The organism is Streptomyces abyssomicinicus (assembly GCF_008974245.1).
In the GTDB taxonomy this organism is placed as follows: Bacteria; Actinomycetota; Actinomycetes; order Streptomycetales; family Streptomycetaceae; genus Streptomyces; species Streptomyces abyssomicinicus.
The window spans coordinates 890,411-915,733 of the sequence record NZ_BBZI01000005.1 but is presented as its reverse complement, the minus strand read 5'-3'; the positions used below and the strand labels follow the sequence as shown (position 1 = coordinate 915,733).

Below are 25,323 nucleotides of genomic sequence, written 5' to 3'. Positions count from 1 at the left end.
CCTTCCCCCTCGTGCGAAAGACCCGAGAGAACGACATGCCCGAAGCAGCCCCCGCCCCCACAGGCTCCGCCCCGACACCCGTCAATCCGCGGTCGCGCGTTCTCATCGCCAGCCTCATCGGCACCACGATCGAGTTCTACGACTTCTACATCTACGCGACCGCCGCCGTCCTGGTCTTCCCGACGCTCTTCTTCCCGAGCGACGACCCGACGACCGCGCTGCTCTCGTCGTTCGCCGTGTTCGGCGCGGCGATGGTGGCCCGCCCGATCGGCGCGATGATCTTCGGTCACCTCGGCGACCGGCTCGGCCGCAAGGGAACGCTGGTGGCCTCGCTGCTCACCATGGGCATCGCGACCTTCCTGATCGGTGTGCTGCCCACCTACGCGCAGATCGGCTGGGTCGCCACCGCGCTGCTGGTGGTGATGCGGCTGGCCCAGGGCTTCGCGCTGGGCGGTGAGTGGAGCGGCGCCGCGCTGATCGCCACCGAGAACGCGCCGAAGGGCAAGCGGGCCCTGTTCGGTACCTTCCCGCAGCTGGGCGCCCCGCTGGGCTTCATCATCGGCAACGGCCTGTTCCTGATCATCGGCGCGGTGCTGCCGTCCTCCGCCGGCGCCGACCCCTCGCAGCCCTCCGAGGCGTTCCTCAGCTGGGGCTGGCGGATCCCGTTCCTGTTCTCCGCGGTGATGGTCGCGATCGGCCTGTGGGTGCGGATGCGGCTGGTGGAGTCGCCCGTCTTCGCCAAGACCCGCGACGCGGGCCTGGTCCGCAAGCTGCCGCTGGCCACCGTTTTCCGCGGCCACTGGAAGCAGCTGGTCCTGGGCACGTTCATCATGCTCGCGACGTACGTCCTCTTCTACCTGATGACGACCTTCTCGCTGAGCTTCGGCCGCACCCCGACGGACGCCGCCGTCCCGGGCCTCGGTTACAGCTACACCACCTTCGTGCTGATGCTGATCTTCGGTGTGCTGTTCTTCGCCGCCTTCACCCTGATCTCCGGGCCGCTGGCCGACAAGTACGGCCGCCGCGGCACGCTGATCGCCGTCACCGCCGGCATCGTGGTCTTCGGCCTGGCCTGGGTGCCGCTGATCGGCCTGGGCACGCTGGGCGTGGTGCTGTGGCTGGTGCTGGGCTTCTCGCTGATGGGCATGACCTTCGGCCCGATGGGCGCGCTGCTGCCCGAGCTGTTCCCGACCAGCGTCCGGTACACCGGCTCCGGCATCTCCTACAACGTCAGCTCGATCCTCGGCGCGGCGGTCGCCCCGTTCATCGCGGTGGCCCTGTGGGAGGCCGGTGACGGTTCGCCGTGGCTGGTGGGCGTCTACCTCTCCGCGATGGGCGTGCTGACGCTGGTCGCCCTGCTGCTCGGCAAGGAGACCAAGGACGTCGCCCTGGAGGAGGGCGAGACCCCGGCCGCCGAGGACTCCGGCGAGCCCGCTCCGGCCGTCTCCGCGACGGTCTGACCCGCACGGCCCCGACGGCGCCCGTCCCCTACGCACGAGGGGGCGGGCGCCGTCCTTTCCTGCCCTGCGGGCCGGGCCGTGGGGGTGGCGATCCGCTCGTGGACGGCCGGCCGGTGACGGGGGCGGGACCGGCGGTGGTGACGGCCCGGTACGAGGCGCACCATGGAAGGAGAGGGCGTGCGACGCGGCCGGACGCCCGCCCGGCCGCCACCCCGCGGGCCGGGGGGATGCCTCCCCCGACGGACCGACGACCGCGCCTCGTGCCGCACCGCGCCCTCGGAGACGGGACGGTGGGAGCCAGCCATGGGAGTCACGGACACAGCGCGCGACGAGCGGATCGGCCAGGCGGCCGCGGCGGCCGCGCGGTACGACGAGAGCAGCGAGAAGCGCCGGGAGGTCGAGCGGCGGCAGCACGCGGGGGTCGGCTTCCCCGACTCCCCGGCGGCTCTGGCGGCGCGGACCGCCCGTCTGCTGGAGCGGCAGGCGGTGCCGGCGGCGCTGGTGGTGGAGGCGGTCCGCTCCGAACCGCTGGCGGCGCCCGACGCCTTCGAGCGCATCCTCGGGGTGTCCAAGGAACTGCAGGCGTGGAGTTTCCTGCCGCGCGGCGCGCGGGCCGCCCACAGCGTGGCCCGGATCTCGGCGCGGGAGAACGGCCGTGAACTGCCGGTCGGCACCGGGTTCCTGGTGTCCCCCCGGCTGATGATGACCAACCACCACGTCCTGCCCGACGCGGCGACCGCCCGTGACTGCTTCGTGGAGTTCGACGCCCAGGTCACCGTCGACAACACGCCGCAGGCCCCGGTACGGCTGGAGTTCGAACCGGACGGCTTCTTCGTGGCGGACAAGCGCCTCGACTACGCCCTGGTGCTGGTCGCGCCCGGCCCCGACGGGAGGCCGCCCGGGGAGACGTTCGGCTGGAACCGGCTGAGCCGCCGGCTGGGCAAGCTGGTGGTCGGCGAGCCGGTCAACGTCATCGGCCATCCGATGGGGCGCCTGAAGGAGATCGCGGTACGGGACAACGCCCTCCAGGTGCGCCTGGACGACTTCCTCCACTACCGCACCGACACCGAGCCCGGGAACTCCGGCTCCCCGGTCTACAACGACCAGTGGGAGGTGGTCGCCCTCCATCACAGCGGGGTGCCCCGGACCGACGGCCAGGGCCGTACGGTGCGCCGGGACGGCGAGCTCTGGCGGCGGGGCGACGGCGAGGACTCGGTGGACTGGGTGTCGAACGAAGGGGCGCGCGTCAGCGTCGTCCTGAAGCACCTCGCCTCCCTGCCGTTCACCCCCGCGCAGCGGGAGCTGCTGGCCGGGATGGGTGCCGAGTCGGGTCTCTCCGGCGACGGCGCGGCCACCGCGTCGGACACGACGGCCACGGCGGCCGGGGGTCTCGCGACCGCGGGGGGTCTCGCCGGACCCGTCCCCGCCACCAGGGACGGCGTCGCCGCCGACGGCGTCGCCCCTGCCGCCCTGGTCCCCGGCGCGGGGGGCGCGGACGCGGCGGCGGTTCCCCCGGCCGCCACCGCCGCCACCGCCGCTCCTGCCGCTTCCGCGGCCCGGACGTCCGCGGAGGCGGTCGGGCGACGGCCCCGGGGCGTGCACGCGCGGGACGGCGCGTTCGGCGGCGGCCGGCACCTGGTCTTCCTGCACGGCCGCTCCCAGCAGGGCCGGGACCCCGAGGTGTTGCGCCGTGAATGGGCCGCGGGCCTCAACCAGGGCCTGGTGCGGGCGGGCCTGCCGACCGTCGCCCCGGCGGACGTCTTCTTCCCGTACTACGGCGACCGGCTGGCGGACGCCCTGGACGCGCGCGAGTCGCTCGCTCCGGCCCTCGCGCCCACCCCGGCCGCCGGCGGGCCACCGGCCGTCGTGCCCGCCGACCCCGGTACCCGCGCGGTGTACGAGGAGATGGTCGGCGAGGCCGCCGCGAAGTGGTACGCCCCGCCCGGCGAGCGGGAGGGCGTGGAGGCCTCCGAGGGCCTGGGACTGGACCCGCTGGTCGGCGCCGTGTGGCGCAGGCTGGGCTGGCTGGCCGCCCGCAGCGACGTCGACGCGTGGACCATCTCCCTGATCTTCCGGGACGTCGCCGCCTACCTCGACGACCGGGACGTCCGCGAGGAGGTGCTGAGCTGCGTCCTCGAGACGGTGCCGCAGGACGGTGAGCTGGTGCTCGTCGCGCACAGCCTGGGCACCGTCGTCGGCATGGACCTGCTCACCCGGCTGTCGCCCGGCGTGCAGGTCGTGCACCTGACGACGGCGGGCAGTCCGCTCGGCATGGACAGCGTGTACCGGCGGCTGCTGTCGGGCGGCACGGGCCGGCCGGGCAGGGTCGCGGACTGGCTGAACGCCTGGTGCCCGACCGACCCGGTGGCCATCGGGTGCCCGCTGGCCGACCGGTGGCCGGACGGTCCGTCCGACCTCGCCGTCGTCAACGCCCGGGACCGGGCCCACGACATCGACCAGTACCTCGCACACACCGAGGTGGCCCGCTCGATCGGCGACCGGCTCGCCGTGTGAGAGGCCACCGCCCCGTCACGCCACAGGAAGCGGTACCGATCATGACGACTTTAGGAACGTTCCATGCCGTCGAGGGCATGGAACGCGATCCCCGACCCGGACAGGACACCGACTCGTGCAGGGAGGAACCGGACAACCTCATCGTCGGATCAGACGGACGGCCGAAGGCGCCCTTCGCCGGGCGCTGGAGGCCCCAGCGAAAGGAGATGCTCCATGGCGAGCGACGTATGCAATTTCACGAACGAACGCCCGAGGCTGGAGCGCGGCTCGTCGGGGACCGCCGTGCAGCAGGCCCAGTGCTATCTCAACAGCTCCTTACCTTCTTGGCGGGTCGGTTCCGCTCATTCGTACGATCGGGAGGCCCAGGGGCGCCGGGTGTGGCTCAAAAAGCTCATGCCGAGGAAGTGGCTTTCAGTGATTGGCCGCCCGGCGCCCCGCGACGACACGGCCACTCATTGGGATGCGCGAACACATCGCTTCGTAAGGACACGTCGGCGTGGTCGTCTGCCGGGACCAGGAAGACCGACCTCGAGGAGGCACAGTGCCGCAACTGTGGGCGGGAGTGGACGCGGGCAAGAACGAGCATCACTGCACGGTGATCGACACCGAGGGCGAGCGGAGGCTGTCACGGCGGGTGGTCAACGACGAGACGACTCTGCTCGAGCTGATCGGCGAGGTCCTCGAATTGGGCGAGGGCGAGCCGGTGACCTGGGCCGTCGATCTCAACGCGGGCGGCGCCGCACTGCTGATCGCGCTCCTGGCCGCCCACGGACAGAAAGTCTTCTACATCCCGGGCCGGACCGTCCACCACGCCTCCGGCTCCTACCGGGGCGACGGCAAGACGGACGCCAAGGACGCATACGTCATCGCCGACCAGGCCCGCATGCGCCGCGACCTGCACCCCTTGCAGGAACAGAACGAGATCGCCGTTGACCTGCGGATCCTCACCGCCCGCCGTTACGACCTCACCGCAGACCGCACCCGCGCGATCAACCGGCTGCGCGCCCAGCTCCTGGAGTACTTCCCCACCCTGGAACGCGCCTTCAACTACAGCGCTTCCAAGGCAGCGCTCGTCCTGCTGACCGGCTACCAGACGCCGGCGGCCCTGCGCCGGACCGGCCAGTCCCGCCTGATCACCTGGCTGGCGAACCGCAAGGTGCGCAACGCTCCAGCAGTTGCGGCCACTGCGCTCGAAGCGGCCCAGGCCCAGCACACGGTGATTCCCGGCGAGAAAACCTCGGCGGCCATGGTCCGCGTCCTGGCCGCCGAGGTGATGGCCCTGGACGAGGAGATCGCCCGCACCGACGCGCTGATTGAGGCACGGTTCCGCGAACACGCTCACGCCGCGGCGATCACCAGCATGCCCGGCATGGGAAACCTGCTGGGTGCGGAGTTCGTCGCCTGCACCGGCGGTGACCTGGACGCCATCGGCAGCTCTCGCCGCCTGGCCGGCATCGCGGGCCTGGCACCCGTTCCCAAGGACTCCGGACGCATCAGCGGCAACATGCGCCGACCACACCGCTACCACCGCCGTCTCCTGCGCGTCTTCTACCTGTCCGCCCAGATCGCCGCCCGCTGCTGTCCGACCTCCAGGGCCTTCTACGAACGCAAGAGGACCGAGGGCAAGTCGCACAAGCAGGCCGTCCTCGCCCTCGCCCGCCGCCGCCTCGACGTGTTGTGGGCCCTCATACGCGACCAGCGGACCTTCACCGCCGAACCACCTCAACGCGGCCCCGCAGCGGCATAGCGCAGTCACCGTCCGCTGCCGAAGCCCTTGACGAACCTGATTGGGAATCACTGACCGGTGACGGACTCGACGTCGACGGGGAGTTCGGCCCCGTCACCGAGAAGGCACTGCGGCGGTTCCAGGGGTGCGCGGACATCACCGTCGACGGCATCTGCGGCGCACAGACCTGGTCCCACCTGACCCTGTGGGCCAACGGCCCCGACTTCGCCTGCTGACCGTCAGGGGAGCACCGGGAACGTCACGGGAGCACCAGGACGGCGTCTCCCACCGGTCGTTCACCGGCCGCGTCCGACGGGGTGTTGATCACGCGCCCGCCGGTCACCATGGTGGTCGAGCCGCCGCCGTCGAGGTTGAGGGCGTCACGCATGCCCAGGCCCTGTGCCACGGCGGCCGCCTCCGCGATCGACAGGCCGAGGCTCGTGGTGGCCCGGCCGTCGACGGTCGCCAGCAGGATCCGCCCCCGCGCGTCGACCCCCGCGATCGTGCGGGGGTTCCGCTTGGTCACCCAGCCGTAGTGGAAGCTCGGGTCGCCCGGCCGGACCATGCCGTCCGCGGCGGCGGTGACGTACCGGCGGCCGTCGCGCACCAGCTGCGGGCCGCCGTTGACCACGTGGTCGGCCACCGGTCCCCGCACCCGGCTCCTGACCCTCAGTCTCTCCCCCGGTACGGCCAGCTCCGCCAGCCACGCCGCCCGAGCGCCGGTCGCCTGGACCGACCGGCTCCCCGGCGGGAGCCCGCCGCCCCGTGGGCTGCGGACCGCCGTCACCCGGTCCTGGGCGTCGACGACCGCCTCGACGCCCTCCCCGGACGGTGTCGAGGTGCCGAACTCCGGGGTGAAAGCGACCAGTTCGCCCGCGTCCACGCATGTCGTGTCGTGCAGGGGGAGGTCGGTGGGGGTGTCGCCCGTGCCGCCGCAGTTGCGGATCAGTCCGGGCACCCGGTTCAGGCCGTCGAGCGGGAGCGTCCTGCCCCGGCCGGAGACGGAGCCGGTCCAGGTGTGGCGGGCCACCGCCGCCCGGTGGCCGTCGGAGGAACCAGCGACGGGCGGCCGTTCACCGGCTCGCTCAGCACCCGGCCGTCGTACACGCCGAGCCCCGCGGGGTCGCCGGGCGCGCCGGCCGCCGGGTCCAGCACGAAGAACCCCGCGTTCACCGCCGCCGTCGCACCCCGTCGGGCGGCAAGTTCGCTGGTCGTCTCCCTGCGTTCCAGGTCCGGCCCGAAGTCGCCGGCCAGCTCGCCCCGGAAGGTGCGGGGGTCGACGGTCAGCACCCGCACCACCCACGGGCCGCGGTCGGTCGCCGCGCCGTCCCAGCCGGTGAAGACGGTGGACGCCGTGAGGCCCGCCGCGCGGATCCGCGCCCGCTCGGTCTCGGCCGCGGCCCGGTCGGGGTGGCTGCCCACGCGGACCCGGAAGCCCAGCGTGCCGCCGGCGAAGTCCGCCGTGGGCGGGGTCGTCACCTCCTCGACCCTCGGCGTCACGCCCGCCGCCCGCAGCGTCTTGGCCAGCCGGTCCGCGTGCGCGCGGTCCGCGACGGCGGTCGGCGGCGCGTCCGGGTCCGGCGAACCGCTGCCGCCGGGCACGGCGACCTCGACCGTCCAGGTGTGCGCCGGGTCCTCGGCGCCGCGGACGACGGTGGTCAGGGTGACGCCGGGCCGGAGCGTCTCGGTGGTCCGGACCTCCGGGAGGTCCGGGGGGCCGAGCGGCAGCCCGGGAGGTGGCCCGTCCGGGGACGCGGCCACCGGCTGTGCCGTGAACGAGGCCGCCAGCAGCATCGTGCCCGCCCACACCGTCAGTCTCCTGATCGCCATGGGTGGGACTCAACCACTCGGCCCCTGGGGGCGGTAGTGCTCGCACCCGACGTTCACCCAGGCTTCGCCGGCCAGGAACCGCGCGGGTTCCCGCAGCACCGTGCGGGCGCCGTCGAAGCCGGCGAGGCGGGAGATCACCGTGGCGACGGCACGGTGATCCCGGGGAGCGCGACGTGGAACGCGGGTCAGCGTGCGGCGTACCCGAGGAAACCGGCCCAGGCGGACGGGGAGACGGCGAACCGGGGACCGTCGATGTCCTTGGAGTCCCGGACGTGCACGGCCCGCGGCGTGCGCGCGACCTCCACGCAGTCGTCGCCCTCGGACCCGCTGTAGCTGCTCCTGAACCAGTTCAGCTCACCCGTGGTGTTCATGAGGTTCCTCGCATCCGCCGCAACAACTCCGCCGAGTCCGCCGGGGACAGGGCCTGTGAGCGCATCTTGGCATAGCGCATCTGCATCACGCTGACCGCTTCCCGGTCGGAGATCAGCTGTCCGGTCTTCTGCCCCTCCGAGTAGCCGAGCCACTGGCGTTCCGGGGTCTCCAGGAGCCGCATCGGCCCGTCCGGGCCGGCGTGGTGCGGCTGCCGCAGCGGCATGATCTGCAGCTCCACGTTCCACAGCTCCGTGCACGCGAGGAGGTGGTCGACCAGCTCCCGCGTGACGTCCTCGCCGCCGGTGTGCCGCAGCAGCACCGACTCCTCGACGACGAAGCTGAACGCGATCGGCGGGGTGCGCCCCAGCAGTTCCTGGCGGGCCTGCCGCGCCGCGATGCGCTGCTCCAGCTGCTCCGCGGTGGGCGGGGGCGGCACGTTGAGCATCACCGCCCGCGTGTACGCCTCGGTCTGGAGCAGCCCCGGCACCACCCGGCACTCGTACGTGCACAGGCTGACCGCGGTCTCCTCCCACTGCGCCCACTCCCGGAACCAGACCGCCAGCCCGCGCTGCCGTCCGACGTGCCGGACCATGGCCCGCAGCACGCCGAACGCCTCCAGCGCCTCCTCCGCGCGCTCGACGAACTGGGCGGTCGGCATCCGCCGTCCCTGCTCGACCGAGGCGACGGAGGCGTGCGAGTAGTTGAGCCGTTCGGCGAGCTGCTCCTGGGTGAGCAGGGCGCGTTCCCGGAAGGTCTTCAGAGCCGCGCCGAACGCCTTGAGGCTGTCGGACGACTCGACGGTACTGCTGCTGTTCACCATGGACACCGGCCCCCTTGCCGCGCTGGTGGCACACCTTGCGGTCGTACAACGGCGCGGCAGGCGGGCCGGGTTACGCCCGAGGCCCGGCCGGAACCCGTACAAGCGGGCGTGTACGGGCGGTTGTCCGGCGGGGAGGGGCAACACCGAGGTGAGCGCCCAGGATCCGTGCCGTCCGGTCAGGCGGAGACAGCCTCCCGCGCCGCTCCGCCCGCCAGTTCGCGCAGTTTCTCCCGGGTCTCCGGGTCGGTGGAGTACACGACGGTGCCGACCATGCCGCGGGTCAGCAGGACCTTGTAGGTGTTGCGGATCAGACGGTCCACGTCGGCGTCGGGGGTCGCCTTCCTGAAGACCGGGTCCTTGGAGGCGGTGCGGTCGGTGATCCAGCGGTCGCCGCGCCAGAGCAGGTCGGGGCCGACGATGACGCCGGACCAGTCGTACTCGAAGCCCTGGGCGGTGTAGACGCAGCCGACCTGGCCGAAGCCCGCCGGGTCGGTGGCCCACAGCGCGGCCGGGGGCGCGCCGGAGACGGAGCGGTCGCCGCGCAGGTTCCAGGGGCGGGCCCAGTCCCCGATCACCACGTCCGCGGGCAGCGGGTCGCCCGGTCCGGGTTCCGGGGACCAGCGCCAGCAGTAGCCGGCGGACATGCGGGCGCCGTATCCCTGGGCCCGTCGGGCCTCCAGGAACTCCTCCATCTCCTGCGGGCTGTCGGCGACCAGCAGCCGCATCCGGCCGTCGGGCTCCCAGACGACGGGGCCGCCCGCCTCCAGGCCGAGGAGCCGGACCACCCACCGCAGGTAGGCGTCACTGCCGCCGCACCGGAACTGGCTGTCCAGCGGGACGACGTGGCACGGGATGTCCCGCTTCGCCGCCGCCTCCTTGATCTCGGCGACCGTGCCCATCTCTCCGGGCCGCACGACCTGGTGCTCGTCGAGGAAGAAGACGGGCACGTGGGCGACGTCGATGAGTTCGTCGATCTGCGCCCGGCCGGTGCGCTGCGCGGCGCGGGTGTAGCGGTTGGCCGAGGTCTCCCGGATGCGGTGGGCCTCGTCGCAGACCAGGGCGGCCAGACTGTTCTTCTCGGCCGTCATGAAGCTGTTGAAGTACTTGAAGAGGTCCTGGACCTCACGCTTGCGCGCTCCTGCGACCTTGCGCATCGTCTTGGTGAAGGACTGCGAACCGGTGGCGTGCAGCGCGGGGACGCCGCGTCGGTAGAGCTCGCCGAGGAGTTGGAGGGCGATCACGCTCTTGCCTGTGCCGGGACCGCCGGTGACGACGACGACTTCCTTGCGGTCGGCGTGCTTGGCCTTCTCCACGGCGTTGAGCACCATGCGGTAGGCGACCTGCTGCTCGTCGAGGAGCACGAACTCCTTGCGCTCGCGCACCTCCGCGGCGGCCACGGACATCAGTTGCTTCGACGGCACGGTGGCGCCCGCGCACAGTTCGTCCGCCGCCCGGGCGCCGGGGTGCCGGCCGCTCAGCCGCGCCCGGAGGTGGTCGAGGAACGCTCCGCGGCGTTCGGCGGTGAAGAGCAGTCCGTGACCGTCGCGCTCGATCTCACGGAGACCGGTCACACCGAACTCGGTGGCGTTGTGCAGGTACGCCACGCCGCTGATCCGGTCCGCGTGCTCGGCCACCGCGCCGTTGAAGTTGACGAGGTACGCGCAGTAGCGCCGCACCTGCTCGACGGGGTTGAGGACGGGATGGGCGTAGGCGTCGACACGGCACAGGGTCGGGTCGTCCTCGATCGGGAACGCCTGGCTCCACTGCTTCAGTTCGACGACGACGTACGACGGCTCACCGGTGGCCGGGTGCACACCGGCGAGCACCGCGTCGGCGCGCTTGCTGTTCAGCGGCAGCGCGTACTCGAGCATGATTTCCACCTCGCCCAGGCCCGCTTCGTTGAGCGCGGCGGCCAGGACGGGGATGCTGCGTTCCCAGGAGCGCGCCTCCGAGGCGGAGGGGCGGTGGCCGTGGGCGTGGGCGAACTGGTCGGTGAGGTGCAGGAACAGCGAGCCGTCGAGTGCCATGGCGGCGACGGTCTTCGCGGAGGCGCGGAACAGCAAGGACTTCCCCCGGGCAGCACGAAATGACTCGTGCGGGTGGGGGCATGTCCTTCGAGACTCCGCCGGAGCGGAGCGGAAGCCCGTCGGGCCGCGTTGACGATGCGTCGAGGGTACCCGGCGGCACCGACGCCCTCACGGGAACCTCCGACCCCTCCGGCCCCTCTGGACCCTCCGGACGCGACGCCGTCGCGCGTGGCACACGGGCCGCTGCCGCACGGGAGTGCTGCCGACCGGGGTTCACTCAGGCTTCGGCGTCACGTCCTGAGGCGGTCGCCAGTCGGCGATGCCGTCGAAGGTGCGGAGGAAGAAGGCGGGGCCGGTGCGGGAGACGGCGGTGATCGCGGCGTTGCGCAGGGCGGCGGCCGGACGGTTGGTGAGCATGGCGAGCCGCGCCGTGCGGACCGCCTTGGTGACCAGTGCGGCGGTGCGGGGCAGCCGGGCGGCGGTGTAGGCGGGCAGGTCGCCGGCGTGGTGGGCGAGGACGACGGCGTCCTCGATCGCCTGGTTGCCGCCCTGTCCCAGGTTCGGCGGCATGGCGTGCGCCGCGTCGCCGACCAGGGCGACCCGGCCCCGGTGGTACGCGGGCAGCGCCGGGTGGACGTGGTGGACGTCGTGGCGCAGGACGTCCTCGGGGCGGACGGCGGCGAGGACGGACGGGACCGGTTCGTGCCAGTCGCCGAACAGGCGCAGCAGTTCGGCCCGTTCGTCGTCGGCCGCGCGCCCTCCGGCGGCGGTGACGGCCGCTCCGTACGCGTAGACCCGGCCGTCCGCGATCCGGTGCGTGCCCCACAGCCGCCCGGGTCCCCAGGTCTCGTGCGGGACGAACTCCGCGCCCGGCACCGGGACCATGACCCGCCAGGTGGTGAAGCCGGAGTACACGGCGCCGGGGTGGGCGGGGAAGAGGACGCCGCGGGCCCGGGAGTGGACGCCGTCCGCGGCCACCACCAGGCCGGCGGTGAGTTCCCCGTCCGGGGTGGTGACCCGGGCGGGGCGGGCGCCGTCCCCCGGGTCGGCGAGGACCGCGCGGCAGGACGTGCGCAGCGCGCCCGCGGGGAGGCGGGCGGCCAGGATGCCGGCCAGCGTGGCGCGGGGCAGCATCACCAGCGGGTCGCCGAAGCGCTCGGCGACGCCGGTCGCGTCGGTCCGGGCGAGCCACCGGCCGGAGGTGGTGCGCATGCCGCCCTCGGCCACCCGGGCGGCATGGGACCGGACCTCGTCGCCGACGCCGACGACGTCGAGGGCGCGCAGCGCGTTGGGCGCCAGCGAGATGGCGCTGCCCACCGGCTCCAGGGAGGGCGCGCGCTCCAGGACGACGACCTCCCGCCCGGCCCGGCTCAGCGCGACGGCCGCGGTCAGGCCGCCGATACCGCCGCCGACCACGACGACCCGCGAGGACTGGGGCATGGCTTCTCCTCCTCCGGAGACCGGCCACTACATCCGTAGTACCCGATGGCCAGGTTACTACAGGCGTAGTCGCGAGGGTAGGTTGGAGGCATGCCAGCACCGACGTCACGCGCCACCGTCGTCGCCGACGCCGCGCTCACCCTGCTCGCCGCGCGGGGCATGCGCGGGCTGACCCACCGGGCGGTCGACGACGTGGCCGGGCTGCCGCACGGCTCCACCTCCAACGTCGCCCGGACCCGCCTCGCGCTGCTGGAGCTGGCGGTGCTCCGGCTGGCCGAGCGGGAGGCCCGGGTGCTCGCCGTGGACGAGATGCCGGATCCGCACGGAGGTCCGGACCAGCTGGTCGACGCCCTCGCCCTCGCGGTCCACCGCTCGCTGACCGGCAACCGCGACCTGCTCGTCGCCCGGTACGAACTGGCCCTGGAGGCGACCCGCCGGCCCGAGCTGCGGGCGCACTTCGACGCGGCCGGCGCACGGTTCCGGGAGACGGTCACCGGGCTCGTCACGGGGCTGGGCTCACCCGACCCGGCCAGACACGCGCTGTCGCTGGTCGCATGGGCGGACGGCCTGATGTTCTCCTGCGCGGCGGGGTCGTACCACGCGGACCCCCCGGACCTGGACGCCCTGCGGCAGGGGCTGCGGGAGCTGTTCCGGGGCATGCTCGGCGACCGTCCGGCGGCCTGACCTCCGCGCCTCAGGCCTCACGGTGGCCCGGCACGCACCGCGTACCGAGTACCGCGTCATCGCGAAGCGGGCGCACGGGGTCGTACGAAGGGGCGTACGAGCAGGTCGGCATCCGTGCGGGTTCGTTCTCAGGACCGGGCGGCCACCGCGTCGTCGGGTACGGCACGGACACCGCGACGGAGTCAGCCGCCCGACGCGGCGTGGGCGGCGGCAAGGTGACGCCGGGTCAGCTCGGCCGCATGCCCTGGTACTCCTCGCCGCGCGGGCGTCGGGCTCCGGATCACGCAGCCGGACGGGGTGCCCGCCGCGGGCGGGGGCCTGTCCGCCGCGCGCCTTCGAGGCGTGCGGGTGCGGGAATCGCAGAGGCCCCGCCGACGCGGTGCCGACCGCCCCGGCGCGGTGGGCCGCGTCCACCGCGTACGTGGGCGGGCAGGTCCGCCGACGGCACCCCGCCGCCGCACGGCGGGGTGCCGTCGCGGCCGGGCGCCTACTCCGTGCGCAGGGCGACCGCCGTGCGGGTGCGCGCGGCCCAGCCCGCCGGCAGCAGCGCACCGGCGGCGGCGATGACCAGGCCGCCCAGCGCGAGCCCCAGCAGCTGCGGCGCGAGGTACACGTCCGTGACGGACTCCGGCAGGTTCAGGCCCGCGCTGTGCCCCATGGCGGGGACGACCAGGCCGTGCAGGGTGACGCCCAGCGGCACTCCGACGGCCCCGCCGACCAGTCCCGTCACACAGATCGAGGCGAGGACCATCGCGACGGTCTGCCGAGGGGTCATGCCGAGCGCCTTGTGGATGCCGAGTTCGCGGACGCGCTCGCGGGTGTCGAGCACGACGCCGTTGAGGACGCCCAGCGCCGCGACCGCCACGAGCATCAGGGTGAGCGTCGCCGACAGCGCGTTGAGGGTGAGGACCATGGAGCTCTGGCGGTCGTCACCGCCCGCCCGGGCGGTGACCCCCAGGGGCTCGAGCTTCTCGTTCAGCGCGGCGGCGTAGGCGGCCGCGTCGGTGCCGGGCTCGAGTGCGATGTGGTGCGTGGTGTCGCCGGCCACGGACGACGCGGATGCCTCCGGGGCCGCGTCCGGGAGGGTCGCGGCGTCGGTGAACACCTCCATGCCGTCGTTGCGGGTGTCGAGGACCTCGCCGACGATCCGCACCGTGACCGCGTCGCCGAGGCCGTGCAGCGTGACGGGGTCCCCGATCCGGGTCCCGGTGGCGCTCAGGAACCCGGTGGGCACCACGGCCTCACCCGGCCGCGCGATCCAGCGGCCGTCGGACATCGTGTAGCCGCCCCAGGAGGCGTCCCCGGTGAAGCTCACCACCTCGGTGACCCCGGCCACCCCCGCCACGGTCGCCCGTGCCGTCGCGCGGGCGTGGTGCCGTGCGGTGCCGGGCCGGGCGTCGATCACCGCGGCGATCTCCGCGGGGTCGGCGAGGGGCCCGGTACGGGGCAGGGGACCGTCCGGCCCCAGCTCGGGCGGCGGCGGCTCCACGGTGACGTCGGCGGCGTCGTGGGCCTTGGCCTCCATGACCTTGCCCAGGGTCGCCCCCAGCCCGACGGTGAAGGTGACCGCGGCGGCGCCGAACACGATGGCCGTGCCCGTGGCCAGCGCGCGGGCGGGCCGGGCGAACGGCCGGACCAGGCCCAGGCCGACCGGTCTCGGCAGCGGGAGCCGCCCGGCCAGACGTGCCGCCCGCCGTCCGCGGGCGGGCCGCGCGGCCCGCCCCACGGCGAGCGCGTCGACGGTGCGCAGCCGTCCGGCCCGCCACGCGCTCGCCCACGCCGTCGCCGCCACCAGGCCGAGCGCCCCGGCGACCACCACCGCGTCGATCCAGGGGGTGACCGCCAGGGCCGTCGACCCGTAGACCTCCTCCGTCTCGGCCAGCACGGGGACGGCGAGCAGGTGCCCGGTGAGGACCCCCAGCGCGGTGCCCGCCGCCGCGGGGACCAGCGCCTGGGCCACGTACGCCCGCACCACCTGGGCGGGCGTGAAGCCGACGGCCTTGAGGATGCCGATCCGCCGGGTCGCCGTGCCGACGGTGGCCGCGACCACGTTGCCGACGACGAGGACCGACATGACCAGGCCCAGCACCCCGAAGGCCAGGAGGAACGGCACGTACAGGGCGGTGTCGTGTTCGGCGGACTCCTTGACGGTGAGCCAGGACTGCTCACCGCTCACCGCGCCCGGCGGAACCGCCGCCGTCACCGCCTCCCGGCCCGCGGTGATCCGCGCCGCCGTGCCGGCCTCGGTGAAGCGGTAGTGCATCTGATACCCGCCGGCGCCGCCCGGCGCGGTGAGTGCCGCCATCTGGGCCGGGACGACCCAGGCGTCGGCGGTCCCGGTGACCGACCGGGCCACGCCGACCACCGTCAGCTCCGGCTCACCGGGCAGGCCGGGGAAGGTGAGCCGCTTGCCGAGGATGGGGAGCACCGCGGAACCGGCGGACAGCACGACCTCGCCGGGGCGGGCGGCCCACTTCCCGTCGGTCAGCGTGACGGCGTCGACCGCCCCGCCCGGCCGGGCGCGCCCCGCCACGGTCATCGGCCACGCGGGCACGCCCTCCCCCGCGTGCGGGGTGACCGTAGCCGTGCGGAACGGTCCCGATGCGGCGGCGACGCCCTCGGCGTGCACGGTCCCGGACAGCTGCCCGGGGCCGCCCGCGTCCGCGTCGAACTGCAGGGACAGGTGCGCGCCGCGCTGACGGGCGAAGGCGTCGTCGAAGGGCGCGCCGGAGGCCACGACCAGGGTGCCGCCGAGGAGGGACGCGGCCACCGCCATCAGGGTGGCCAGGCCGATCACGATGCCGGGCACTCTGCGGCGTCCCACGCCCGAGCGCACCACCCGGCCCGGAGCGCTCATCGGGCCCGCTCCGCGGCAGTGGCGCCCTCGGTGGCGCCGGAGCCGTCGGAGCCGTCGACGCCGCCCCCGGTGGCGCCCGAGCCGCCGGAGCCGTCGATGCCGTCGATGCCGTCGGAGGCCCGGTCGGCGGTGATCCGGCCGTCGACGAGGCGAATGGTGCGGGTGGTGCAGGACCGGGCCAGCGCCAGGTCGTGGGTGACCACGACGACGGTCTGGCCGTCGGCATTGAGCTCGGTGAGCAGCCGGGCGACGTCCCGTCCCGACGCCGTGTCCAGTGCCCCGGTCGGTTCGTCGGCCAGCAGCAGCGGGGGCCGGTTCATCAACGCCCGCGCCACCGCGACCCGCTGGCGTTCGCCGCCGGACAGCCGGGACGGGTGGGCCTCGGCGTGCCGGTCGACTCCGAGCACCTCCAGCAGCTCCTTCGCCCGCCGGGCGGCCTCCCGCCGTCCCATGCCCGCGAGCTGGGCGGGCAGGACGACGTTGTCGGTGACGTTCAGGTCGTCGAGCAGGTTGAAGAACTGGAAGACCATGCCGATCCTGGCCCGCCGGTGGCGGGCCGCCGCGGCCTCGCCGAGGCCGTCGACCCGCACGCCGTCGACGGTGACGCTTCCGCTGTCCGGCCGGTCCAGCCCCGCGACCAGGTTGAGCAGGGTGGACTTGCCGCTGCCGGACGGCCCGACGACCGCGACCGACTCCCCCGCGCGCACGGTGAGCGACACGTCGTCCAGGGCCGGTGGCCCGTCGTCGTACCTGCGGATCACATCGCGTAGTTCGATCACTGGCGCGGTCATGGCGGCTCCTTCGGTCCGAATCCGTGTCCCGCCGGACGCTAGGCGGGCCGGCGCGGCGGGCGCGTCGGCCCGCCGGGGCATGCGTGTGGCACGAGGGGACGACTTCCGGCCGCGTCGTCCCTGGGGTGTAGTCGTCAGGTGGACTCCGTGCGCCCGTGGTGGCCGGTGGGGAGGATGCCGCGGGGCCCGCGCGTGGGTGAGAATGCCCCGGTGACGAATGCCCCGGTGACGACTGCGTCGGCGGCAGACCGGCTGCGGGACGGGATCGGGTCGCTGTGGCGCCCGACCGGTCCGCTGCCCCGCCCTGCCCGGCGCGGTCTGCTCTTCGACGCGGCCCTGGTGCTGGTCTTCGGCACGGTGATGCTGAGCTGGGCGCTGACCACCGGGTCCCTCCTGGTGGCCGGGGCACCCGACGGCGTGGCGCCGCTGGTCCGGGCCACGGGGACGAGCGGGGCGACCGCCGCGGCGTCGCTGACCGTCGCCGCCTGGGCGCCGCTGGTGCTGCGCCGCCGGTATCCGCTGGCCACGCTGTGGGTGGTGACCGGTGTGGCCGTGCTGACGCCGCACGACGCGCGCCGGCTCGTCTTCTACGCCTGCGTCGTCGCCGCGTACAGCGCGGCGGCCTACAGCCCCTACCGGGTGCCCACGCTGGTGAGCCTGCCGGTGCTGGTGCTCGCCGTGGCCGGCGGCGCCGAGGGCGTGCGGGTGTCGCCGACCACCCCGGTCCCCGACCAGTACGTCCCGCTGCTGATCCTCGTCCCGCTCGTGATGGCGACCGTGGGGCTGCGCGGCTGGATGCTCAGGGCCGAGGAGAGCCGGGTGCGGATGTCCGTGCTGGAGCGGGACCGGGCCGAGGAACTGCGCCGCGCGGCGGAGCACGAACGCGCCCGCATCGCCCGCGAGCTGCACGACGTGGTCACCCACAACGTGAGCATGATGGTCATCCAGACGGGCGCGGCGCGTGCGGTGATGGACAAGGCACCCGGCCAGGCCCGTGAGGCGCTGCTCGCCGCCGAGGCCGGGGGCCGGGCTGCCATGACCGAACTGCGGCACGTCATGGGCCTGCTCACCATGGACACCGGCGACGGGGCCGCCACGGAGGCGGCCGGGGACCTGGCACCCCAGCCGGGTCTCGACCAGCTGGAGACGCTGGTCGCACGGGTCCGGCAGACCGGCGTCCCGGTGGCGCTGACCGTCACGGGCACTCCCCGCGAGGTTCCCGCCGGGGTCGGCCTGGCCGCCTACCGCGTCGTCCAGGAGGCGCTGACGAACACCGTCAAGCACGCCTCCGGCGCCGACGCGGCGGTGACCGTCGAACACGGCGCCGGGTTCCTCCGCGTGGAGGTCACCGACACCGGAGGTCCCCCGTCTCCGTCCGCCGCCACCGGCAACGGGCGGGGGCTGATCGGCCTGCGCGAGCGGCTCGCCCTGTACGGCGGTGGCCTGCGGGCCGGCCGCCGTCTCACCGGCGGCTACCGCGTGACCGCACTGATCCCCCTGGAGACAGCATGACCGCGCCACCACGGGTGGTGATCGCCGACGACCAGGCGCTGGTGCGCACCGGCTTCGGCATGATCCTCGCCGCCGACGGCGTCGACGTGGTCGCCGAGGCGGCGAACGGGGCCGAGGCCGTCGACGCGGTCCGGCGCACCCGGCCCGACGTGGTCCTGATGGACGTCCGGATGCCGGAGATGGACGGTCTCGAAGCCACCCGGCGGATCCTGGCCGGCGGCGCCTGCGACCCGCCCCGGGTGATCATCCTGACCACCTTCGACCTCGACGAGTTCGTGTACGCGGCCCTCTCGGCGGGAGCGAGCGGCTTCCTGCTGAAGGACGTCACCCCCGAGCACCTGGTCTCCGCGGTACGCCTGGTCCGCACCGGCGACGCGCTGCTGGCGCCTGCCATCACGCGTCGCCTCGTCGAGCGGTACGCGCGGCAGGCCGCGGGTCCCGGACCGGCCGCCGCGCGGGGCCAGGGCTCCGCGGCCGGTGAGCTCCACCGCGACCTCTCCGCGCTCACCCCCCGCGAGCTGGAGGTCCTGAGGCTGCTCGCGCGGGGCCTGAGCAACGCCGAGCTCGCCGCCCGCCTCCACCTGGCCGAGACCACCGTGAAGACCCATGTGGGCCGCGTCCTCGCCAAGCTCCAGCTCCGCGACAGGGTGCAGGCCGTCGTCGTCGCCTACGAGAGCGGGCTGGTCGGTCCCGCGCGCCGTACGGTGCCGCTCGGGGCCGACGGGGAACCGCTCACACCGTGAGACCCGGTGGGGAGCCACCGACTCCGGGCGCGGCGGCCCCACCTCCCGGTGGTGCCCCGTGGGGGTGCGCGGCGGGTCGGTGCGTGGAGGCGCCCGCGGCCGGGTAGGTCCCCACCGGCCTGTCGCCTCGCGGAACGAGGGGGATCCCCGTGCGTCTGCTCTTACCCGCATCCGTGTCCGAAGCCCGGGAGTGCCTGGCCCGGGGGGCCGTCCCGATAGGAGGCGCCACCCTGGTGTGGGCCGCCTGGCAGCAGGACGGCTTCCCGGAACTGGCCGTCTCCCTGCGCCACGTCCCGGAGGCCAACGTCGTCTCCCCCGAGTCGCTGGGCTCGGCGGTGATACTGGGGCAGATCGACGACCGGGTCCCCGGGGTCCTGCGCCGGGCGGCCGGCACGGTGGGGACCGGCGCGGTGCGCCGTACGGCCACGGTCGGCGGCAACATCGTCGGCAGCTCCCTGCGCTGCCTGCTCCCCGCCGCGCTGGCGCTCGACGCCCGTGCCACGGTGCTCGAGCCGGACGGTGTCTTCCGGACCGACCTGGCCGAGGTGGTCGCCAAACGCAAGGTGCTGCTGAGCCTGGAGTGGCGGAAGCCGGTCGCCGACGGGTACCGGAAGCTGCCCGCGGAGGCGGGGGGACCGCCGCCCTTCGTCGTCGCCGTCGCCGTGCACGCCGGGGAGGACGGCCACGGCCGTCGCCTCCGGGTCGCCGTCCGCGACGGCTACGAGGTGCACTGCGCGGACGTACCCTGCGGCACGGACGCGGAGCGGGTGCTCGCTGCCGTGGAGACCCAGGTGGCGGACGGGCTGGCCCCGGCGGCCCGGGAGGCCGTCCGCGAGCAGGTCACCGAGGTGCAGGCCCGCTCCGGCCGCTCCTGACCCGCCACCGTGCCCGGCGGGCTCCCCGGGCGTGACGCCGTCACGTCTCCGTCACGTCGCCGCCGGCGCGGCGGCGTCGCATCACCGCCGGCGCGCCCGCGTCGCGTCGTCGACGCGAAGCCGTCGGGCGATCAGCCCTGGGGGACCTGCTCGGCGAAGGCCGCGAACGCCTGCTCGTCGAACAGGACGAACCTGACCTCCTCGACCGCGGTCCCGGTCGCCCGCACCGTCTCCACCGCGATGCGCGCGGCGTCCTCCAGAGGCCACCCGTACGCGCCGGCCGAGACCGCGGGGAACGCCACCGTGCGGGCGCCCAGCTCGTCGGCGACCCGGAGCGACTCGCGGTAGCAGGAGGCGAGCAGCGACGGGTCGCCCGAGGAACCCTGGTACACCGGCCCCACCGTGTGGATGACCCACCGGGCGTCCAGACGCCCCGCGGTCGTCGCGACGGCCTGGCCGGTGGGCAGGCCGCGGCCGTAGTGGGAGGCGCGCAGGGCTCGGCACGCCTCGAGGATCTCCGGGCCGCCCCGGCGGTGGATGGCGCCGTCGACGCCTCCGCCGCCCAGCAGGGAGGAGTTGGCGGCGTTGACCACGGCGTCGACGGACTGCCGGGTGATGTCGCCCTGGACCAGGGTGATCCGGGTGGTGTCGCTCATCGGTGGTTCCCCCTCAGCTCGCGCCACACCGCCTTGGCCGCGTTGTGGCCGGACATGCCGTGGACGCCGGGCCCGGGCGGGGTCGCCGAGGAGCACAGGTAGACCGCCGAGTGCCGGGTCCGGTACGGGTGGAGTGTGATGCCGGGCCGCAGTATCAGGCTGAGACCCGAGGCGGCGCCGCAGGCGATGTCGCCGCCGACGTAGTTGGCGTTGCGGGCGGCGAGCTCGGCGGGGCCACTGATCGCGCGGGCGAGGACCCGGTCGCGGAACCCGGGGGCGAACCGCTCCAGCTGGCGTTCGATCGCGTCGGTGAGGTCGCCGGTCCAGCCGTTGGGGACGTGACCGTAGGCCCAGAAGACGTGCTTGCCCTCGGGCGCGCGGCTCGGGTCGGCGACGCTCGGCTGGGTGGTGATCAGGAAGGGGCGGTCCGGCGCCCGGCCCCCGCGGGAGGCCGCCTCCAGCGCGAGGCCGATCTCGGCCGCGCTGGCCCCCACCTGCACCGTGCCGGCCCGCCGGGCCTCGGGCGCGGTCCACGGCACGGGGCCGTCCAGCGCGTAGTCGATCTTGAAGGCGGCGGCGCCGTACCGGTAGCCCTGGTAGGCGTTGCCCAGTCCGGCGATGCGGGCCAGCGCGGTCGGCGAGGTGTCGAAGACGTAGGCGCGGGCGGGCGGCAGGTCGTCGAGGCGCTTGACCTCGTAGCCGGTGTGCACGATGCCGCCGAGGTCGGCGAGGTGGGCGGCGAGCGCGTCGGAGATCGCCTGCGAGCCGCCGCGGGCGAACGGCCAGCCGCGGGCGTGCGCGGCCAGCGCGAAGACCAGCCCCACCGCGCCGGTGGCGAACCCGCCCAGCGGGGCCATCACATGGGCCACCAGGCCGGCGAAGAGCGCCTTGAACCGCTCGTCGTGGAAGCGCCGCATCAGCCAGGTCGACGGCGGCAGCCCGGCGAGGCCGAACCGGGCCAGCGTGACCGGGTCCCGTGGCAGCGCGCTGAGCGGCAGTGACATGAAGTCGCGCACCAGCCCGTCCCAGTTGCGCAGCAGCGGCTCGGTCAGCCTCCGGTACGCGCCCGCGTCCCGGGGTCCGAACGAGGCCGCCGTCTCGGCGACGGACCGGGAGAGCACGGCGGCCGTGCCGTCCGGGAACGGGTGCGCCATCGGCAGCGGGGCGTGCACCCATTCAAGCCCGTACCGGTCCAGCGGCAGGGCGCGGAACGCGGGCGAGCTGATCCCCAGCGGATGGGCGGCGGCACAGGGGTCGTGCCGGAAACCGGGCAGCGTCAGCTCCTCGGTGCGCGCTCCCCCGCCCACTGTGTCCCGGGCCTCGAACACGGCGACCGAGAGCCCGCGCCGGGCCAGCTCGACGGCGGCCGTCAGCCCGTTCGGGCCCGCGCCCACCACGACCGCGTCGAGTATCGATGTCGACGGCACCTCGGACTCCTTCGTCGGCGGTGTCCTCCTGTGATCAGGATAGGCCGCCGCACCGACACGGGGTGGCGGCGGCCTCCGCTGACCGTCCGTCATCGCCGGCGGGGACCCTCGCCCTCCGGGGCGTCGGCGGTGCGTGCGCGGTGACCACCGCCGCCCCGCGGACCGGGCGCGCATTGTTGCTGTTATCTGATGATGGGCCGATCGTGCGCCCCGCGCCCCTGTCGGCTGCATCACCGCACGTGTCGGCGGCGTCACGGCGCCATGGGCGGCCACCGCACCGTATCCCGGTCACCGCGCCATGAGGCGGCGACCGCACCGTGCCCCGGTCACCGCCCCACCGCGTACCCCTGCATTCCGCGCGGGTTGGCGGCCGCGGACAGCACCCCGGTCCGCGGGTCGCGGGCGACGGCGCACATACGCCCCTCCGACCACGCGCCGCCCACCTCGACGTCGTGGCCGCGCCGCCTCAGCTCCTCCACCACGGCGGGGTCCGCGCGGGCCTCGACGACGACCCGGCCGGGGCGCATGCCGCGCGGGTAGAAGGAGCCGGGGAAGGACTCGTTGTGCCAGTTCGGGGCGTCGATGGCGCCCTGGAGGTCGAGGCCGCCGCGGACCTCGGCGCGTTCGGCGACGGCGAGGAAGAAGTGGAGCTGCCACTGGTCCTGCTGGTCCCCGCCCGGAGTACCGAAGGCCAGGACGGGGACGCCGTCGCGCAGGGCCAGCGACGGGGTGAGCGTGGTGCGGGGCCGGCGGCCGGGCGTGAGGGTGTTGGGCAGCCCTTCCTCCAGCCAGGTCATCTGGAGCCGGGTGCCGAGCGGGAAGCCCAGTTCGGGGACGACCGGATTGGACTGGAGCCAGCCGCCGCTGGGGGTGGCGGCGATCATGTTGCCCCAGCGGTCGACGATGTCGAGGTGGCAGGTGTCGCCACGGGTCGCGCCGTCCCGGGCGACGGTGGGTTCACCGACGCCCAGAGCGCTGAACTCCGGCGTGTCCTCGGATATCAGGTGAGCCTGGGCGGCCAGGCGCGGAGGCCGTCCCCCCGGGCTGCCGGGGCGCAGCTCGAGGGAGGCCCCGGCCGGGTCGATCAGCAGGCGGCGTTCGGCGTTGTAGCGGGCGGAGAGCAGGTCGGCGAGCGGCGCCGGAGCGGTGCCGGCGTCTCCGTACCAGGCCTCGCGGTCGGCCATCGCCAGCTTGCAGCCCTCGATCAGCAGGTGGACGTGGTCGGCCGATCCGTGGGGCGGCAACTCCTGGGGCAGCAGGGCGAGTTGCTGGAGAAAGGCAGGGCCCTGGCTCCAGGGGCCCGCCTTGCAGAGGGTCCAGCCACGCCAGTCGTAGGTCGCCGGCGCCTCGTAGCCGGCGGACCAGGAGGCCAGGTCCTCGGCGGTGAGGACGCCGGTGTGGTGCTCGCCGCTGGTGTCCAGGGTGGGCCGGGCGGACTGCCGGAGCAGGGCACGGGCGACGAACCCGGAACGCCACGTCTCACGGGCCCGTTCGATGCGGGCGATCCGGTCACCGCCGGGCGCGTCGGCCTCGGCGAGCAGTCGCCGCCAGGTGGCGGCGAGCGCCGGGTTGCGGAACAGGGTGCCGGGGCGCGGGAGTTCGCCGCCGGGGAGGTAGACCTCGGCGGAGGAGGTCCACTGCGTCTCGAACAGCTCCCGCACCGTCTCCACGGTCTGCGCCATCCGCTCCACGGGCGGGTGGCCGTCCTCGGCGTAGCCGACGGCGTACTGCAGGACGTCGGCGAGCTCCTTGGTGCCGTGGTCGCGCAAAAGCACCATCCAGGCGTCGAAGGCCCCGGGCACCGCCGCGGCCAACGGGCCTGTGCCGGGGACGAGTTCGAGGCCGAGGGCGCGGTAGTGGGCCGCCGTCGCCGCGGCGGGCGCGACGCCCTGGCCGCACAGCACCCGGACGTCTCCCCCGGCGGGCGCCAGGAGGATCGGCACCTCGCCGGCCGGGCCGTTGAGGTGCGGCTCGACGACGTGCAGCACGAACCCGGCCGCGACCGCCGCGTCGAAGGCGTTGCCGCCGTCCTCCAGCACCGCCATCGCCGACTGCGAGGCGAGCCAGTGGGTGGACGACACCATGCCGAAGGTGCCCTGCAGCGTGGGCCGGGTGGTGAACACCGCTGGCCCTCCCTCCTGTTCGGGACCGGGACCGGATCGAAGATCCTTGCGATGCCTACCCCGCCGGCTCGCCCGCCAGACGCCCTCCGGGGGCGGCGGGCCGGTCCTTGGGCCGTTCCATCTCCCGCCATTCCGGGCGGAGTCCGGCGAGGCTGGTGGTCAGGAAGTAGAGAACGCCGCCGATCAGCAGCGCCGGGGACAGACCGATCAGGCCCACCGCCGCTCCGGCCAGCAGTCCGCCGAACGGGATGCCCGCCCAGGCGAGCGAGTCGGCGAGCGCGTTGGCACGGCCGAGCATGGCGCGCGGGACCCGCTCCACGAAGACGGCGCCCAGCACGGGGTTGATGAAGCCCGCCCCGAGGCCGGCGATCACGAACACGGCCATGATCAGCGCAACGGGCAGGTCGCCCAGGAGGACCAGCCGCATCGGCGCGCCGACCAGGGTGAATCCGACGAGGACCACCAGCCGCCGGTTGAGCCGGTGGGCGAAGGCCGCGGCGAGCAGGCTGCCGACGACGGCGGCCGCGCTGAACACCGCCATCGCCGCGCCCAGCAGCGTGGCGTCGTGCCCGGACTCCTTCACCCAGACGGGCAGCAGCACGGAGAGCAGCGCGGCGTCCAGCAGGTTGGTGACGGCGATCATCAGCACGACGGTGAGGAGCAGGCCGTCGCGCCGGACCAGCGTGAAGCCGGCCCCGAAGCTGCGCCAGTAGCCCTCGCGTTCCTCCGTCCGGGCCTCGGGCCGCCCCACGGCGCGCGGCAGCGCCACCGCGACCAGCAGTGAACCCAGCGCGAAGCAGGCGGCGTTGACCAGCAGCACGGTGAGAGGGCCGAGCACCGCGACCAGCAGGCCGCCGACCGCCGGGCCGACGGTGGAGGCGAGCCGTTCGACGGTGCCGGAGAAGGCCATGGCCCGTTCCATCGGCACCCGGCTGCGGTCCGCCGCGTCCGGGACCATGACCTCCTTGGCCAGGTCGCCGGGCCCGCGGGCCGCGCCGATCAGCGCCACCAGCACCAGCAGGGCGGGCAGCGGGAGCCGGCCCACGGCGTGCAGGGCGGGCACCGCGAAGGCGGCCGCGCAGCTGACCAGGTCGGTGGTCCACGAGACGACGCGCGGGCCGGCCCGGTCCACCACCGGCCCGCTGAGCGCCTTCGCCGCCACGTAGGGCGCCATCTCGCAGAAGGCGACCAGGCCGGTCTGCGTGGCGCTGCCCGTGGTGACCAGGACGAACCACGGGACGGCCACCGCGGCCACCCGGGTTCCGGTCAGCGACACCGCCATCGCGGCCAGGACACCGGCCAGCGGCCTCATGTCCCGGCGTGCCGGCCGTGCTTCCCCCCTGCCGTCCTTCATGCGCCCTCTCCCCCGCGTATCCCGCTCGTGCCGCCGCTGTCGGCGTTGTCGGTGCTGTCGGCGTTGTCGCCACCGTCGCCGCGTTCGCCGTCCTGGCCGTCCTGTTCCTCCT

General features: G+C 74.6%; 19 protein-coding genes and 1 pseudogene. 8 read left to right on the top strand and 12 right to left on the bottom strand.

Going from position 1 to position 25,323, the window contains the following annotated elements:
- The first annotated feature begins 35 nt into the window (after positions 1-35).
- From GBN72_RS03700 to GBN72_RS36000, 4 genes are all read left to right on the top strand, one after another.
- Entirely contained in the window at positions 36-1,460 is a 1,425-nt protein-coding gene (locus GBN72_RS03700; RefSeq protein ID WP_151770153.1) for an MFS transporter, read from the top strand.
- 303 nt (positions 1,461-1,763) lie between these two features.
- The gene (locus GBN72_RS03695) at positions 1,764-3,974 is read left to right on the top strand and encodes a trypsin-like peptidase domain-containing protein (RefSeq protein ID WP_151770152.1); all 2,211 of its coding nucleotides are present in this window, start codon (positions 1,764-1,766) and stop codon (positions 3,972-3,974) included.
- Positions 3,975-4,515: 541 nt separating this feature from the next.
- Positions 4,516-5,721 carry an IS110 family RNA-guided transposase gene (locus GBN72_RS03690; protein WP_151770151.1) on the top strand — a complete coding sequence of 402 codons (1,206 nt, stop codon included), beginning with the start codon at positions 4,516-4,518 and terminating at the stop codon, positions 5,719-5,721.
- Positions 5,652-5,936 carry a peptidoglycan-binding domain-containing protein gene (locus GBN72_RS36000; protein ID WP_151770150.1) on the top strand — a complete coding sequence of 95 codons (285 nt, stop codon included), beginning with the start codon at positions 5,652-5,654 and terminating at the stop codon, positions 5,934-5,936. Before GBN72_RS03690 ends, GBN72_RS36000 begins: the two co-directional genes overlap by 70 nt.
- Positions 5,937-5,959: 23 nt before the next feature.
- Here the strand turns inward: GBN72_RS36000 and GBN72_RS03680 are convergent.
- The 6 genes and pseudogenes from GBN72_RS03680 to GBN72_RS03660 all read right to left on the bottom strand — a co-directional run bounded on the left by GBN72_RS03680 (position 5,960) and on the right by GBN72_RS03660 (position 12,189).
- Positions 5,960-7,530 (bottom strand): annotated as a pseudogene (locus tag GBN72_RS03680) (phosphodiester glycosidase family protein).
- Between the two features lie 9 nt (positions 7,531-7,539).
- Positions 7,540-7,668, bottom strand: a complete 129-nt coding sequence (locus GBN72_RS35810; protein WP_281371384.1) for a hypothetical protein — start codon at positions 7,666-7,668, stop codon at positions 7,540-7,542.
- Between the two features lie 47 nt (positions 7,669-7,715).
- Positions 7,716-7,901: a DUF397 domain-containing protein gene (locus tag GBN72_RS03675; protein WP_151770149.1), complete on the bottom strand. Its 186-nt coding sequence runs from the start codon at positions 7,899-7,901 to the stop codon at positions 7,716-7,718.
- Positions 7,898-8,722, bottom strand: a complete 825-nt coding sequence (locus tag GBN72_RS03670) for a helix-turn-helix domain-containing protein (RefSeq protein ID WP_151770148.1) — start codon at positions 8,720-8,722, stop codon at positions 7,898-7,900. The genes GBN72_RS03675 and GBN72_RS03670 overlap by 4 nt, the downstream gene beginning before the upstream one ends.
- A gap of 176 nt (positions 8,723-8,898) precedes the next feature.
- Positions 8,899-10,785, bottom strand: a complete 1,887-nt coding sequence (locus GBN72_RS03665; RefSeq protein ID WP_151770147.1) for a DUF2075 domain-containing protein — start codon at positions 10,783-10,785, stop codon at positions 8,899-8,901.
- A 237-nt stretch (positions 10,786-11,022) separates the two neighbouring features.
- On the bottom strand, positions 11,023-12,189 hold the full coding sequence (locus GBN72_RS03660) for an FAD-dependent monooxygenase (protein WP_151770146.1): 1,167 nt from the start codon (positions 12,187-12,189) through the stop codon (positions 11,023-11,025).
- Between the two features lie 90 nt (positions 12,190-12,279).
- Between GBN72_RS03660 and GBN72_RS03655 the strand changes: the two genes are divergently transcribed.
- Positions 12,280-12,873 (top strand): TetR/AcrR family transcriptional regulator, encoded by a 594-nt coding sequence (locus GBN72_RS03655; protein WP_151770145.1) that lies wholly within the window; start codon positions 12,280-12,282, stop codon positions 12,871-12,873.
- 487 nt (positions 12,874-13,360) lie between these two features.
- Here GBN72_RS03655 and GBN72_RS03650 read toward each other — a convergent pair whose 3' ends face one another.
- The gene (locus GBN72_RS03650) at positions 13,361-15,730 is read right to left on the bottom strand and encodes an ABC transporter permease (protein ID WP_164540351.1); all 2,370 of its coding nucleotides are present in this window, start codon (positions 15,728-15,730) and stop codon (positions 13,361-13,363) included.
- Entirely contained in the window at positions 15,727-16,521 is a 795-nt protein-coding gene (locus tag GBN72_RS03645) for an ABC transporter ATP-binding protein (protein ID WP_151770144.1), read from the bottom strand. Before GBN72_RS03645 ends, GBN72_RS03650 begins: the two co-directional genes overlap by 4 nt.
- A gap of 174 nt (positions 16,522-16,695) precedes the next feature.
- On the opposite strand from GBN72_RS03645, the gene GBN72_RS03640 reads away from it, so the two are divergent.
- The 3 genes from GBN72_RS03640 (at position 16,696) to GBN72_RS03630 (ending at position 19,651) form a co-directional block, all read left to right on the top strand.
- Positions 16,696-18,033, top strand: a complete 1,338-nt coding sequence (locus GBN72_RS03640; protein WP_151770923.1) for a sensor histidine kinase — start codon at positions 16,696-16,698, stop codon at positions 18,031-18,033.
- On the top strand, positions 18,030-18,776 hold the full coding sequence (locus tag GBN72_RS03635; protein WP_151770143.1) for a response regulator: 747 nt from the start codon (positions 18,030-18,032) through the stop codon (positions 18,774-18,776). The genes GBN72_RS03640 and GBN72_RS03635 overlap by 4 nt, the downstream gene beginning before the upstream one ends.
- A 149-nt stretch (positions 18,777-18,925) precedes the next feature.
- On the top strand, positions 18,926-19,651 hold the full coding sequence (locus tag GBN72_RS03630) for an FAD binding domain-containing protein (RefSeq protein ID WP_151770142.1): 726 nt from the start codon (positions 18,926-18,928) through the stop codon (positions 19,649-19,651).
- Positions 19,652-19,782: 131 nt separating this feature from the next.
- Here the strand turns inward: GBN72_RS03630 and GBN72_RS03625 are convergent, their stop codons facing one another.
- From GBN72_RS03625 to GBN72_RS03610, 4 genes are all read right to left on the bottom strand, one after another.
- Positions 19,783-20,307, bottom strand: coding sequence for an O-acetyl-ADP-ribose deacetylase (locus GBN72_RS03625; protein ID WP_151770141.1), 525 nt, complete (start codon positions 20,305-20,307; stop codon positions 19,783-19,785).
- Positions 20,304-21,719, bottom strand: a complete 1,416-nt coding sequence (locus tag GBN72_RS03620) for a phytoene desaturase family protein (protein WP_151770922.1) — start codon at positions 21,717-21,719, stop codon at positions 20,304-20,306. Before GBN72_RS03620 ends, GBN72_RS03625 begins: the two co-directional genes overlap by 4 nt.
- 341 nt (positions 21,720-22,060) lie before the next feature.
- Positions 22,061-23,857, bottom strand: coding sequence for a gamma-glutamyltransferase family protein (locus tag GBN72_RS03615; protein WP_151770140.1), 1,797 nt, complete (start codon positions 23,855-23,857; stop codon positions 22,061-22,063).
- Positions 23,858-23,912: 55 nt separating this feature from the next.
- A complete protein-coding gene (locus GBN72_RS03610; RefSeq protein WP_151770139.1) occupies positions 23,913-25,211 on the bottom strand; it encodes an MFS transporter in 1,299 nt (432 codons plus the stop codon).
- Between the last annotated feature and the right edge of the window lie 112 nt (positions 25,212-25,323).